At 69.4% G+C, this 13,290-nt stretch carries 9 protein-coding genes; 6 read left to right on the forward strand and 3 right to left on the reverse strand.

Annotated elements, in window-relative coordinates:
* Window positions 1–254: 254 nt before the first annotated feature.
* Together KDM41_05505 and KDM41_05510 are read right to left on the reverse strand one after the other, a co-directional pair.
* Window positions 255–1,682: an O-antigen ligase family protein gene (locus tag KDM41_05505; protein MCB1182869.1), complete on the reverse strand. Its 1,428-nt coding sequence runs from the start codon at window positions 1,680–1,682 to the stop codon at window positions 255–257.
* The gene (locus KDM41_05510) at window positions 1,679–2,854 is read right to left on the reverse strand and encodes a glycosyltransferase (GenBank protein MCB1182870.1); all 1,176 of its coding nucleotides are present in this window, start codon (window positions 2,852–2,854) and stop codon (window positions 1,679–1,681) included. The genes KDM41_05505 and KDM41_05510 overlap by 4 nt, the downstream gene beginning before the upstream one ends.
* A gap of 221 nt (window positions 2,855–3,075) precedes the next feature.
* On the opposite strand from KDM41_05510, the gene KDM41_05515 reads away from it, so the two are divergent.
* Window positions 3,076–4,170 carry an acyltransferase gene (locus tag KDM41_05515; protein ID MCB1182871.1) on the forward strand — a complete coding sequence of 365 codons (1,095 nt, stop codon included), beginning with the start codon at window positions 3,076–3,078 and terminating at the stop codon, window positions 4,168–4,170.
* Between the two features lie 4 nt (window positions 4,171–4,174).
* Here the strand turns inward: KDM41_05515 and KDM41_05520 are convergent, their stop codons facing one another.
* On the reverse strand, window positions 4,175–6,766 hold the full coding sequence (locus KDM41_05520; protein MCB1182872.1) for a right-handed parallel beta-helix repeat-containing protein: 2,592 nt from the start codon (window positions 6,764–6,766) through the stop codon (window positions 4,175–4,177).
* 218 nt (window positions 6,767–6,984) lie between these two features.
* Between KDM41_05520 and KDM41_05525 the strand changes: the two genes are divergently transcribed.
* From KDM41_05525 to KDM41_05545, 5 genes are all read left to right on the forward strand, one after another.
* On the forward strand, window positions 6,985–7,722 hold the full coding sequence (locus KDM41_05525) for an aspartyl/asparaginyl beta-hydroxylase domain-containing protein (protein ID MCB1182873.1): 738 nt from the start codon (window positions 6,985–6,987) through the stop codon (window positions 7,720–7,722).
* 125 nt (window positions 7,723–7,847) lie between these two features.
* Window positions 7,848–9,755 (forward strand): asparagine synthase (glutamine-hydrolyzing), encoded by a 1,908-nt coding sequence (gene asnB, locus KDM41_05530; GenBank protein ID MCB1182874.1) that lies wholly within the window; start codon window positions 7,848–7,850, stop codon window positions 9,753–9,755.
* Window positions 9,752–10,762 carry a glycosyltransferase gene (locus tag KDM41_05535; protein ID MCB1182875.1) on the forward strand — a complete coding sequence of 337 codons (1,011 nt, stop codon included), beginning with the start codon at window positions 9,752–9,754 and terminating at the stop codon, window positions 10,760–10,762. Before asnB ends, KDM41_05535 begins: the two co-directional genes overlap by 4 nt.
* Window positions 10,749–11,900, forward strand: coding sequence for a glycosyltransferase (locus KDM41_05540; GenBank protein MCB1182876.1), 1,152 nt, complete (start codon window positions 10,749–10,751; stop codon window positions 11,898–11,900). The genes KDM41_05535 and KDM41_05540 overlap by 14 nt, the downstream gene beginning before the upstream one ends.
* Window positions 11,897–13,240, forward strand: coding sequence for a phenylacetate--CoA ligase family protein (locus tag KDM41_05545; GenBank protein MCB1182877.1), 1,344 nt, complete (start codon window positions 11,897–11,899; stop codon window positions 13,238–13,240). Before KDM41_05540 ends, KDM41_05545 begins: the two co-directional genes overlap by 4 nt.
* Window positions 13,241–13,290: the final 50 nt, after the last annotated feature.

Consider the following 13,290-nt stretch of genomic DNA (forward strand, 5'->3'; position numbering starts at 1 on the left):
GGAACTCCAGAAGATAGTACCCACAAGGGGGCTTTCCCGCACTCCTGCCTGCCCGGTTTTTCCGTTTGCAATAATCGCGCCAAGATACCGATGGCGCCCCGCCGGGAGCAAGTCGCTGGCCCGACAGCCGCTTAGGGATCCGGACGCGGCGCCCCGGCCGGTGCCCCCGCCGGGAAGCCGCGCAGGCTGCGCGATCGATCCCCATGGGGGCCGTGCATTCCGGAAACGGGATCCGGACCGGCAAATCCTGCCGGTCAGGCCCCGGCCCGGACGGCTCCCGGTGCCACCAGCGGGTCGGCGGGGTCCGACGCCTGCGGCGCCGTCTCGGCGGCGGCGACGAGGGCCCGGGCGCGGGCGGCCGCCGTCGACCGCATCTCGATCATGCTGATGGCGACGCCGGCGCCGAACCACCAGTAGATCTCGTACAAGTCCTGGCTGAAGACACCCACCAGGAGCCGGTTGATCAGGAACACCAGCGTGGCGTTGCAGACGGCCACGAGGAAGTTCATGTCGCGCACGTGGCGGCCCATGGCCGCGCGCACCGCCGGCGGCGGTCGCGTCCGGCGCACGCAGCGGGTGAGCATCGCCACCTGGCCGAGGTACGCCCGGCGTGCCTGGAAGAGGGTGACCATGGTCGCCCCCACGAAGAAGACGAACGCGATCATGCCCTGCACGCCCACGTGACAGAGGATCTGCAGGTACAGGCAGTGGACTTCCATGGCGTAGGGCAGGTAGGCCACCGAGACGTTGCGGAACGACTCGACCCCGATGCCCATCGGGTTGGCGAGGAACGTCTCCCAGGCGAGCCGGTTGAGGAACATGCGCTCGTGCTTGGAGCCGTCGCCGCCCTCGGTGCCGCTGTGGGTGATGCTCTCGAACCGCTGCATGAAGTCGTCCGGGATGAGCGGGATCAGGACGAAGCCCGCCACGACCATCAGCACCAGGAGGCGCTTCTTGTGCTTGCTCAGGGCGAACCACAGCACGAGCAGGGCGATGAAGCCGACATAGGCCGTGCGCGAACCGCTCCAGAGGATGACCATGGCGGCCATGGGGGTGATCCCGAGCAGGGCCATCTTCAGCCACCAGCGCCGGATCTCCGGGGCGATGAAGATGATGAAGGGCACGATGCCGAGGATGGCCGAGCCGAGGCTGTTGGGGTGGTTCACGCTGGGCACCGAACCGTGCAGGCGCGGGATGCCCTGGTTCTCCCAGACCATCGAACCGTCCAGGCCGCCGCGGAACGACTCCTGGGTCAGGTAGAACAGGCTGAAGATGTAGGCGGCGATGAACCAGCGCATGGTCTTCGGTGATCGCACCATGGTCGCCGTGAAATACGTGAGCATGGCGAACTTCACGCCGCGGTTGAAGGCCGTGTCCTTGGCGAGGACCGGATTCAGGGCGAAGGGGACGCCCATCTCGATGACGAGCACCAGGGCGACGGCGCCGAAGACGACGAGGCGCGACTCCCCGAACTTCACCTGCCCGCTCCCGACCATCATCGTCGCGACGCCGATCATGAAGATGCCGATGAGGAACTCGAGGCGGATGGTCTTGGCGATGTCGAGCCGGTGGTTCCACTCCATGTAGCGCACGAGGATGAAGAGGATGAACGCCATGGAGAGCACGACCGGCGGCTCGAAATAGGCGCGGAATCCGCCGCTGCGCTGTCCGTCGGTCGTCACGTCGCGTCGCCGCCTTGCCGGGGCCCGGTGTCGCCGTATTCGGCGTAGATCCGCTCGTAGCGGGTGAACATGGCCTGGTTCGAGTACGTCTCCTCGACCCGCCGTCGCGCCTCGTCGGCCCAGCCGCGTCCCCGGTCGGGCGCGTCCATGAGGCCGGCCAGGGCGGCGGCCAGCGCCGCGGGGTCGCCGCTCGGCACGACCAGGCCGCTGACCCTGTCCTCGATGAGCCGCGGGATGTCTCCCACCGGGGTCACGACGGCCGGCAGGCCCGCGGCGGCCGCCTCCAGCAGGCTCATGGGCATGCCCTCGTCGAGGGAGGGCAGCACGAAGGCGTCGGCGGCCCGCAACAGGGCGGCCACGTCGTCGCGGAAGCCGAGCAGGCGGACGTGATCCTCCAGATCGGCCCGGGCGATGCGGGCCTTGAGTTCGCTCTCGAGTTCGCCTTCGCCGACGATGAGGGCCTGCACCGCCCGCCCGGCGGCCCGCAGCAGGCCGACGGCGTCCACGAGGTCGGCCTGGGCCTTCTGGGCCGTGAGGCGCCCCGTGTTGACGAGCAGCCAACAGGCCGGATCGAGCCCGAGTTCCGCCCGGATGCGCTCGACGGCGGCCGGGGGCGGGGCGGCCTCGTCGCCCACGGCGACCCCGTTCTCGATGACGGCGATGCGCCCGGCGGGCACGCCGGCCCGGACGAGCTCGTCCCGGATGGGCGCCGAAACCGCCACCACCCGGCGAAAACGCCGGTAGAAGCGCAGTTCGGCGGCGATCATGGCCCGCATCTTCAGGGGGCGGTCGTCGCCCTTGTACCACAGGTGGCAGGTGGCGGTGACGCCGGCGCCCGCCCGGCCGGCCATGAGTGCCCCGAAGACCGAGGGCTTGTAGCCGTGGGAGTGGATCAGGTCGACGCCGAGGGCGCGCAGCCGGGCGGCGGCGCGGGGGAGGTCCAGGGGCAGCCGGCCGTTGCGGACGACCAGTTTCTCGGCGGCGAAGCCCAGCTCGAGAGCCTTGTCGTGAAGCGCGTCGGGCTCGTCGGGTGCGCCGACGATGGAGCCGATGATCGGCCAGTACCGGCCCGACGCCTGCATCTCCCGCGAGAGGTTCAGCAGCACGCTCTCGGCCCCGTAGAGGCCGCCGGAATCGATGAAGTGCAGGACGGTCGCGGGGACGCGGGTCATTTCGCTCCAATGGCGGCTCCGGACGCCGGCTGCGGCCCGGCAGGACCGGGCCGTGGCGCCCGCAGGCGTTTCGATCTACCGTATTCGGGCCGTAGCGAATCTAGCGGAATCACCTGGCACCGGCCAGCGGATTCCCCCGCGGCAACACCGGTCCGCTGGACCGCATTCGGGGTGTCCCGCCCTTATCCGCGGCCGCGGCCAGGCGCCCACCCGGGAGTCCCATGTCCGACATCGCGCCAGCCGTCGGCTCCGGCCCCGACGCCCACACCCGCTTCCTTGAACGCCTCGAGCGCCGGGTCATTCCCGGCCTGGACGGCGTGCGGGCCCTGGCGGTGCTGCTCGTCATGGGCCACCACTTCGGCTTCGCCTGGATCAACGGCTCCCTCGGCGTGATGATGTTCTTCGTGCTGAGCGGGTTCCTGATCTCGCGGATCCTGCTGCGCGAACACGCCGGCACGGGGGGCGTCTCCCTGGGTCGCTTCTACCGCCGGCGCGCCCTGCGCATCTTCCCGGCCTTCTACGCCTTCTGGGTCGTCATGATCGTCGTCCCCTTCGTGCGCGGCCACGTGATCGACTGGGGGGCGGCCTTGTCGTCGTTCCTCTACGTGAGCAACTACTTCCTGGCCCTGTTCCACAAGGGCGAATCGGACTTCGGCCACACCTGGTCGCTCAGCATCGAGGAGCAGTTCTACCTGGTCTGGCCCTTCGTGTTCCGGCGCGGCATGTCCGACCTGGCGCGGCTCACGCGCTGGCTGGTCGCGGCCATCGCCGTGGTCTGGGTGTACCGGGCCGTGCTGCTGCTCGTATTCCACGTGCGGGTCGAGTACCTGTACCGGGCCTTCGACACGCGGCTGGACCATCTGGCCGTGGGCTGCCTGCTCGCGGTGCTGCTCGAGCGGGGGGTCCTGGCCGGATTCATCGGCTTCGTGTGCCGCCGGGCCTGGTATCCGGCCGTGACGCTCGGGCTGATCCTCACCCTGCAGTCGCTCCACCACCAGTACCTGTACGTGTACGTGATCGGCTACGCCGTGGAGCCGCTGCTGATCGCGACCTTCCTCGTGCAACTGGTGTGCTGGACATCGGCGCCGGGCTGGCGGGCGTTCGAGCACCCGGTGGCGCGCTACCTCGGGCGGATCTCCTATCCCCTGTACCTGTGGCAGCAGGTGGTGCTCTTCTCGGTCAGCCGGATCCTGACTCCGTACCCCATTCCCACGGTGGTGCGTTTCGCCCTGGCGGTGGGCGCCACGGTGGTCGCGGCCACGATCTCGTGGAACCTGGTGGAGAAGCCGTTCCTCCGCCTGAAATCCCGCGCCTGAACCCCTACTTGAGCAGCGTCGCCCGACCGCCCAGGACGCGGTCGCCCGCGCGCATGCGGTAGTAGTAGACGCCCGCCGACACGTTGCGGCCCGCGTCGTCGCGGCCGTTCCATTCGATCGTGTGGCGTCCGGCGATCCGCGACTCGCCGCTCAGCAGGGTGCGGACGAGGCGACCGGCCGCGTCGTAGATCCGCAGATCGACGTCGCCGTCGGCGGCCAGGTCGAACGACAGCCGGGTGGCCGGATTGAACGGATTCGGCGCCGCCGGGTGGAGCACCGTGCGGGGGGCCGCGGCCTGTTCGAGGGCGGCGGTCGTGCCGTCCGGCGCCACCAGGGGGCCGGGATTGCCCGACTTGTCGACGGCCTCGAGCCAGTACTCGTGGTCCCAGGCGGAGGTGCCCGGGGGCAGGGACGAGTCGAGCCACGAGGTGCCCGTGGCGAGGAAGGTGGGTTCGGTGCCGGGGGCCGGCGGGCCGGAATCGAGGTCGCGCCGGAAGACGCGGACGCCCTTCAGGTCGGGGGCCGACGGGGTCGTCCAGGACAGGGTGTTGCCGCCGGCCGCGTAGGCCACGACGAAGCCGCCGGGCGCGCCGGGGGCCAGGTTGTCGACCGAGTAGCCCGAGTCGGGCGGCGAATCGAAGAAGGTGCCCGGATCGGCGGTGATGGCCGACACCATGAAGGTGCTGAAGCACTGGCCGTCGCTGATCGTCGAGTCGCACAGCGTGGGGGCGACGGCCTGGTAGGCCGCGTCCTGCCGCGCCGGGACGGTGAACAGGTAGTCCCAGAAGGCGAGCTTGCGGCCGTCCGGCCCGGGGCGCGACGAGGCCTTCCAGGCGTCCTGCCGGCGGTACAGGGCGTAGCCCGTGACGACGGTGCCGCTGCCCGGGGCGTCCAGGCCGCTGCCCAGCCAGGCCACGCGCACCTGCCGACCCTGGTCGTTGCCGATGTCGGTGACGGCGGTGATCAGCGGCGGGATCTCGCAGCCCTGGAGCGTGGCGCCGACCTGGCCGCAGCCGAGGTTGTTGCCGTCGAGGCAGGGCGACTCGCGGCTGAGGCTCCACGGCTCGAGCGGGTTGTCGGCGGCGCAGAAGCGGGGATCGAGGGTGACGTTCCCGATGCCGTCGAAGAGGCCGATGATCGGCGCGGTCCAGTCGCCGCCCAGGTTGCCGTAGAGGTCGCAGCAGTCCATGGTCAGGGTGCCGGCGCCGTCGAAGACCACGGCGGCGCCGCCGTTGCCGGCGATCAGGGAGTTCGTGACCAGGCCGAGGTTCACGGCGGTGCGCAGGCCGTCGCCGGCGTTGCCGGCGATGGTGGTGCGGGTGATATAACCGCTGAGGGAAGGGCGGAGGGTAGTGACGACCAGTCCCGGGCCGCGGTTGTCGGTGATAAGCACATTGTCGAAATCGACAATGTCGACGTCCCCGCGCAGGAAAACCCCGCCGGAGTCGTTGCCGGCAATCCGACAATTGGCGAGGCGGCTTGCGGCGCTGATGAGCTTTCGGCCCTTGCGACTGGAGTGCCGCTCCTGGGCATCGAACTCAGCTCCAGTTGGCGTGACGTACGGGCCTATTCCCCACAAGCCATTGTTCTCGATCACGACGTCTGTGAAGTTGATATTGGAGTACATGCTGTGGCTGCCGAACCCGTTCAATCCGTTGTTTGAAAGTGTGCAGGCCGACGCCGCGAGGAAGGCCCCTCCACCATAGTTGCCGATTCCCGCGCCAGCGTTGAACCGGAAAGACGAGTTGTTGATATATACCGGATCGTAGTCGGATCCTAAGCGGATGCCTTCGCCGGCGTAACTGGAGTCGAAGCTGCTGTGGCTAATCCGAATGGCAGTCCATTCAGTCCACGTCGACATACCGACGCCATTGGCAACGAACTGGGTCGAGTCGATGTGAGAGTCTTCATAGTAGAGATATTGGGAAAATTTTAGACCTACGCCATTGTTACGGAATACGGAGCGGCGAATGTCAAATCCGAAACCGCCCCGATACTCGCCGATTCCGCGATCCGAAAAATTTGAAATGTACGTATCGGCCAAAGTAATCTCTGTACCCATTACCCAGATTCCAATCAGTCCATTGCGCAACCTGCAGGACTGGACATTGAGATAATTCGTAACTGGATACCCTGACCACGTACCGCCAGGGGATGCTGATATAGCGGTGTCTGCGTTTGCAACAGTAAGTCCAGAAATAGAGAGATGGTGAACGGCACCTGGGTCCGTGTTCACAAACCGCAACGCAGTCCCACCGCTGCACAGTAATCGGCACTGGTCCGGATCGCCGCTGTCCGAGCGGATGACCAGCCCCTTGTTGGCCCAGCTCACGTCGACGTTGCCGGGCGTGGTGTAGTCGCCGTCGAGCATGATGATGGTGTCGCCCACGGCGGCGCCGTCGATGGCGAACTGGAGGGTGGCGAAGGGGAGGTCGCGCGTGCCGGGGGCCATGTCGTCGCCGGCGGGACCGACGAACCAGGCGGCGCCGGCGCCCCCCGCGGCGAGGAATACGGCCAGGACGAGCACGGACAACGGGGCGGAAAACCGCCGAATGCAGGCAGGTCGCGACATGCGGAACTCCGGATTCATCGCCATGAGTGGAAGGTTCCCCCGAACGGTTAAAATCGTATCATCAAATCACATCCAAAGTCAACGTTCCGCAAGTCCTGCCGAAGGGAAACTTCGGCCTGGTTTGACACTTCGTGCGCCCCCGTGCTAAAATGGAGGGCCTTGGAGGGGATTCCCGAGCTCCCGTTGTCACCTTGCGACCGTTTTGTCCGGATCCCGCCCGCCGGACGCGCCAGGAAGTGGACATGTATCAGTACGCCGACCTCACCGATCGTTTCCCCATGACGTTCGACCTCGCACGGATGCGGGCGGAACTGGAGATCCTCGAGGGGAAGGAGTGGCTCGACCACTACGACGCCGCCCTGGCCGACGGCTGGACGACGATCCCCCTCGTCACCCACGACGGCTCGGCGAACAGCGTCGACTCCCAGCGCATCGGGCGCTTCGGCGAGTACAAGCGGACGAAGTACGTCGACGAGCTGCCCTACTTCCGCGAGATCCTCGACGCGTTCCAGTGTCCCCACGGGCGCATCCGCATCATGAAGCTGATGCCGGGCACGATCATCCGGGCCCACCGCGACACCTTCGACGAGGTGTCGGACATCGCCTTCGGCCAGGTGCGCCTGCACATCCCGATCATCACCAACGACCGGGTGATCTTCACGGTCGGGGGCAAGCAGTACCATCTGGGCGAAGGGCGGCTGCACTACGTGAACTTCACCAAGGTCCATTACGTGCGCAACGACGGCGACCAGCCCCGCGTGCACCTGGTGCTCGACCTGAAGGTGAACGACTTCCTGCGTGCGGCGTTCCCGCCGGCCACGCCCTGGCAGAAGTTCGAGATGCTGGCCCAGCGCACCCTGCTGCCCATCGTCCTCTGGGCGCCCATGCGGACGCGCACGGCCCTCAACAACGCCTTCTGGCGGGTCTACGAGGGGTCCTGGCTGCAGTCCATGCGGCACCGCCTCTTCCCGAAGACCTGACCGGTATCCCGTGATCTTCATTCAGGTTCGGCCGACGGTGGACGAAACCGGGACATGACTTATCATGGGCGCCGGACGGCGCCCGTCGTCCGTGACCACCCACCCGGGACCGGAGGGGCTCCCCGATGTGCGGCATCGCCGGCTACCTGAATCGTGATCCGCGGCGTCCGGCCGAGACCGGTCCGGTCGTGCGCATGTGCGACGCCATCGTGCACCGCGGGCCCGACGACGCCGGCTACCACGCCGACGGCCCCCTGGCCATGGGCATGCGCCGGCTGTCGATCATCGACCTCGCCGGCGGGCACCAGCCCATCGCCAACGAGGATCAGACGGTCTGGATCGTCTTCAACGGCGAGATCTACAACCACGACGAGCTGCGGGCCGGGCTGAAGGCCCGCGGGCACGCCTTCCGCACCCACACCGACACCGAGGTCATCGTCCACCTGTGGGAAGAGCACGGCGTGGACTGCGTGCAGCACCTGCGGGGCATGTTCGGTTTCGCCATCTGGGACTCCCGCACGGGCGAGTTCTTCCTCGTGCGCGACCGGCTGGGCATCAAGCCCATGTTCTACGTCCAGACCGACGAGCGCCTGGCCTTCGCCTCGGAGATCAAGGCCCTCTTCGCCCTGGACGACGTGCCGCGCGAGCCCGACTGGACCGGCATCGACGCCTACTTCTCCTACAGCTACATCCCGGCGCCCCTGACCGGGTTCGCGGGCATCAGCAAGCTGCCGGCCGCCCACTACCTGCACGTGCGCGACGGGCGCACCGAGATCCGGCGCTACTGGGACCTGGAGTTCGCGCCCAAGTCGGGCGCGCGGCCCGGGCAGCTGGTCGACGAGCTGGTGGCCATCAGCGAGGAGGCCGTGCGCCTGCGGCTCATGAGCGAGGTGCCCCTGGGCGCCTTCCTCAGCGGCGGCGTCGACTCGAGCCTCGTCGTGGCGCTCATGGCCGGATCCTCGCAGGAGGCCATCCGGACCTTCACCATGGGCTTCGCCGGCTCCAAGGGCGACTTCCTCGACGAGACGCCCTACGCGCGCGAGGTGAGCGCGGCCTTCGGCACGCGGCACACCGAGACGGCGGTCGAGCCCCGCATCGAGCGGGCCCTGCGCGCGGGCATCGCGGCCTTCGACGAGCCCTTCGCCGACGACAGCCTGATCCCGACCTTCCACATCTGCGAGGAGGCGGCCAAGGCCGTCACGGTCATCATGACCGGTCTCGGCGGCGACGAGAACTTCGCGGGCTACGAGCGCTACCTCGGCTTCCGCTTCAGCGAGCTGTACCGGCGCGTTCCCGGCTTCCTGCGGCAGGGGGTGATCCGGCCCGTGGTCAACGCGCTCAAGGAGGAGAAGGGCGGCCACTACCGCATCAACCACCTCAAGCGCTTCGTGGCCGCGGGCGAACTGGATCTGGCCCGGCGCTGGCAGAGCTACATCTGCGTGCGGCCCCAGGCCGAGCGGCGCCGGCTCTACGCCCCCGAGATCGCGGCGCAGATCGACTTCGACCGGGTCGACTCCCTGGGTTGGGAGCACTTCGAGCGGCTCGGCGAAGGCGACGCCCTCGATCGGGCCCTGTACCAGGACATCAACATGTACCTGCCCGAGGACATCCTGGCGCTGTCCGACCGGGTCGGCATGGCCCACTCCCTCGAGCTGCGCGTGCCGCTGATCGACCACGTGCTGGTGGAGTTCTGCGCGAAGATCCCCAGCGAGCTGAAGATCAAGGGGACCGAGAAGAAGCACCTGCTGCGCCGGGCCGCCCGGGGCATCGTGCCCGATTCGGTGCTCGACCACCGCAAGCAGGGCTTCGCCTCGCCCATGGCGGCGTGGCTGCGGGGTGACCTGCGGCCCATGGTCGACCGCATGCTCGCGCCCGAGGTGCTGCGCGGCGACGGCCTCTTCGATCCGGCCTTCGTGGGCGGGGCGGTCGACGACCACCTGGCCCGGCGGCAGCTCAACGACAAGCTCCTCTTCGCCCTGCTCGCCTTCCAGACCTGGTGGCGCGACGGGGCGCGCAGCGGGAGCCCGGCATGACGGGCGGGGCGCCGGAGGGGGCGCGTTCGGACGGGCCGGACATCTCGGTGGTGATTCCCGCCTACAACGAGAAGGACTACATCGCGGCGACGGTGCGCTGCGCCCTGGAGCACATTCCGGCGCGGTACGCCCGCGAGGTGATCGTGGTCGACCACGGCTCGCAGGACGACACGGTGCGGATCGCGCGGGAGGCGGGGGCCGACGTCCTCGAGTATCCCGACGCGCCCACCATCTCGGCCCTGCGCAACGCGGGGGTCGCCCGCTCGCGGGGGCGCATCCTGGTCTTCCTCGACGCCGACACGACCCTGACCCCGGCCTGGACCGAGGCGGCGCCCGCCGTGCTCGACGGACTCGACACGGAGCCGATGCAGCTGACGGGCGCGCGGCGCCGGGTGCCCGAGGGCATGAACGTGCTGGCGAAGTACTGGTTCGCACCCAAGGCCGACGAGGTGGCGCCGACCCACATCGGCGGCGGGCACATCGTCACCACGCGCCGGCTCTTCGACGCCGTGGGCGGCTTTCCCGCCGGCATGGAGACCGGCGAGGACTACCGCTTCTGCCTCGACGCCAAGGCCGCCGGCGCCCGCCTGCACGCGGTGCCGGCCCTGGGGGCGGTGCACAACGGCCTGCCCCGCACCCTGCGCCAGTTCTTCGACCGCGAGGCCTGGCACGGCCGGGGCGACTGGACGAACCTGCATACGGTCCTGACGACCAAGGTGGCCCTGGCGACCCTGATCTTCCTCGGCCTGCACCTGCTGCTCGTGGCGGGCCTGGTCGGTGTCTTCGCGTGGCCGGCCGCGGCGCCGTGGCCGGCGTGGGCGGCGGGAGCCGCGGTCCTGGGAATCGTGGGGCTGTGCCTCGCGTCGTCGTTCCTGAAGTTCCACGGCCGCGGGCCGGTGCACGTGCTGTTCAACACGGCGGTGTACTTCATCTACTACGTGGCCCGCAGCGTCGCCTTCTTCTCGGCCCTGACGCGCCGGCGGATCATCAAGCATGAGCGCGCCTGAGCGGCAGGCAAGGGGGGGGCGGGGGCCGCGCAAGGTCCTCTACGCCATCGATGCCCTCGTGCGCGGCGGCACCGAGCTGCAGCTCACCGGGCTGGTCGACCGCCTCGACCGCGACCGCTACCGGCCCCACCTGCTGACCATCCGGCCCAGCCCGGCCGAACTGACGCCCGCCGACTGCCCGCATCTGGCCTGGCACGTGCCGCGCCTGGTGGCGCCGGGAGGCCTCAAGGCCCTCGGCGACCTGGCGCGCCTGCTGCGCCGCGAGCGCTTCGACGTGGTGCAGACCTTCTTCCAGGACTCGACCGCCTTCGCCGGCACCGCGGCCCGCCTGGCCGGCGTACCCGTGCGCGTGGCCTCGTTCCGCGACCTCGGCTTCTGGCGCACCCGCGCCCAGATGCTGCTGCTCGGGCGCGTCTATCCCCTGATGACCGGGTTCCTGTGCAACGCCGGCGCCGTGCGCGACGCCTTCGTGGCCAGCGACGGCCTCGATCCCGCGCGATTCACCGTCATCCCCAACGGCATCGACACGGCCGCGCTGCCGTTCGTCGACCACGACGGCCCGACCCGGCACGTGGGACTCGTCGGCAACCTGACCCGCCACGTGAAGCGGGCCGACCTCTTCGTGCGCGCGGCGGCCCTGGTGGCGCGGGAGCATCCGGACGTGACCTGGCACCTGATCGGCGACGGCCACCTGCGTCCCGAACTGGAGGAACTCGCCCGGGCCGAGGGCCTGGGCGACCGCGTGGTCTTCGCCGGTCGCGTCGCCGATGTGGCCGCCCGTCTGGGTTCCCTGCAGGTGGGGGTCATCTGCTCGGACTCCGAGGGGTTCAGCAACGCCGTGCTGGAGTACATGTTCCGGGGCTGCGCGGTGGTCGCCACGGACGTGGGGGGCAACAGCGAGGCCATCGACGACGGCCGCACCGGGCTGCTCGTGCCGCCCGACGACGTGTCGGCCCTGGCGGCGGCCCTCGCCCGCCTGGTCACCGACGTGCCCCTGCGCCGGAGCCTGGCCGCCGCGGCGCGCGCCGAGGCGACGGCCCGCTACGACTGGGCGCGCTGCGTCGCGGCCCACCAGGACTACTACGATCACGCCCTGGCCGCGGCCGGGGCCGCGTCGCGACGGGAGGTCACGCCGTGAGGGTACCGGACACCCTGGTGCGCCATGTCTTCGAGCCGCTCTGGGACCTGTACGAGGGGAGCATCCGGCTGAAGACGCTGCGCGAGATGCGCGCCAGCCAGTTCTGGCCGCGTGAGCGCATCCTGGCCCTGCAGGCGGAGCGACTGAATCGCATGGTGCGCCACGCCGCGGCCACGTCGCCGTTCTATCGCGAGCGGTTCGCGACGGTGGGCATCGATCCGGCCTCCGTGCATGACATCGCCGACCTGGCCGCGCTGCCCCCGCTGACCAAGGACGACGTGCGCAACCACCTGGACGCGATCCTGTCGACCGCCTACGCCAAGGGCGACCTCGTGCCGGCCAAGACCGGCGGTTCGACGGGCGTGTCGCTGCACGTGTTCTGCGACCGGCAGGGCATCGAGCAGCGCAACGCGGCGGCCCTGCGCAGCGACGAGTGGTCGGGCTGGCGCCTCGGCGAGGCCCACGGCGCGGTTTGGGGCAACCCGCCCGTGGCCGCGACCTTCAAGAACCATGTGCGCACCACGTGCAAGGACCGCGTGGTCTACCTCGACACCATGAAGATCGACGACGCGGCCATCGCCGCCTTCGTGCGCGACTGGCACCGCATGCGCCCCGGCCTGCTCTTCGGGCACGCCCATTCCCTCTTCATCCTGGCCGAGGCCCTGCGGGGCAGCGACCACGGACTGAGGCCGACGGGGATCGTGGCCACGAGCATGATGCTGATGCCGCACGAGCGGAAGGTGATCGAGGAGGTCTTCGGCCGGCCGGTCACCAACCGCTACGGCTGCGAGGAGGTGAGCCTCATCGGCTGCGAGTGCGAGGAGCACCACGGCATGCACCTGAACGCCGAGCACAACATCGTCGAGTTCCTGCGCGACGACGGCACGGCGTGCGCCCCGGGCGAGGACGGTCGCATCGTCGTGACCGAGCTGATCAACTTCGGCATGCCCATGATCCGCTACGAGGTGGGCGACCGGGGCGTGCCGGGCGACCGGACCTGCGCCTGCGGCCGCGGCCTGCCGCTGATGGAGATGGTCACGGGGCGCACCGCCGACTACCTGCAGGCCGCGGACGGCTTCCGCGTGGCGGGCATCTCCATCATCGAGAACTCGCTGACGCGCATCCCGGGCCTGCACCAGATGCAGGTCATCCAGGACGAACCCCTGGCCCTGGACGTGAACGTCGTGCCGGGGGCCGGCTACGACGAGGCGACGGCGCGGGAGCTCACGGCGGCCCTGCGCGGGATGCTGGGCGAGCGCATGGAGATCCGCCTGCACGTGGTCGAGCGGATCCGGCAGGAGAAGTCCGGCAAGTACCGCTTCACCATCTGCAACCTCTGACGCCCCGTCGCGCAGCCCGCCCGGACACGACGAAGCCCGGACCGCCTGGT

This window comes from bacterium, from assembly GCA_020440705.1.
Taxonomy (GTDB): Bacteria; Krumholzibacteriota; Krumholzibacteriia; order LZORAL124-64-63; family LZORAL124-64-63; genus JAGRNP01.

What these genes read in the sequence shown, in the direction of transcription:
- KDM41_05515 (MCB1182871.1), top strand. Translation starts at nt 3,076, where the DNA reads ATGTCCGACATCGCGCCAGCCGTCGGCTCCGGCCCCGACGCCCACACC.
- KDM41_05535 (MCB1182875.1), top strand. Translation starts at nt 9,752, where the DNA reads ATGACGGGCGGGGCGCCGGAGGGGGCGCGTTCGGACGGGCCGGACATC.
- asnB (MCB1182874.1), top strand. Translation starts at nt 7,848, where the DNA reads ATGTGCGGCATCGCCGGCTACCTGAATCGTGATCCGCGGCGTCCGGCC.
- KDM41_05525 (MCB1182873.1), top strand. Translation starts at nt 6,985, where the DNA reads ATGTATCAGTACGCCGACCTCACCGATCGTTTCCCCATGACGTTCGAC.
- KDM41_05520 (MCB1182872.1), bottom strand. Translation starts at nt 6,766, where the DNA reads ATGGCGATGAATCCGGAGTTCCGCATGTCGCGACCTGCCTGCATTCGG.
- KDM41_05540 (MCB1182876.1), top strand. Translation starts at nt 10,749, where the DNA reads ATGAGCGCGCCTGAGCGGCAGGCAAGGGGGGGGCGGGGGCCGCGCAAG.
- KDM41_05510 (MCB1182870.1), bottom strand. Translation starts at nt 2,854, where the DNA reads ATGACCCGCGTCCCCGCGACCGTCCTGCACTTCATCGATTCCGGCGGC.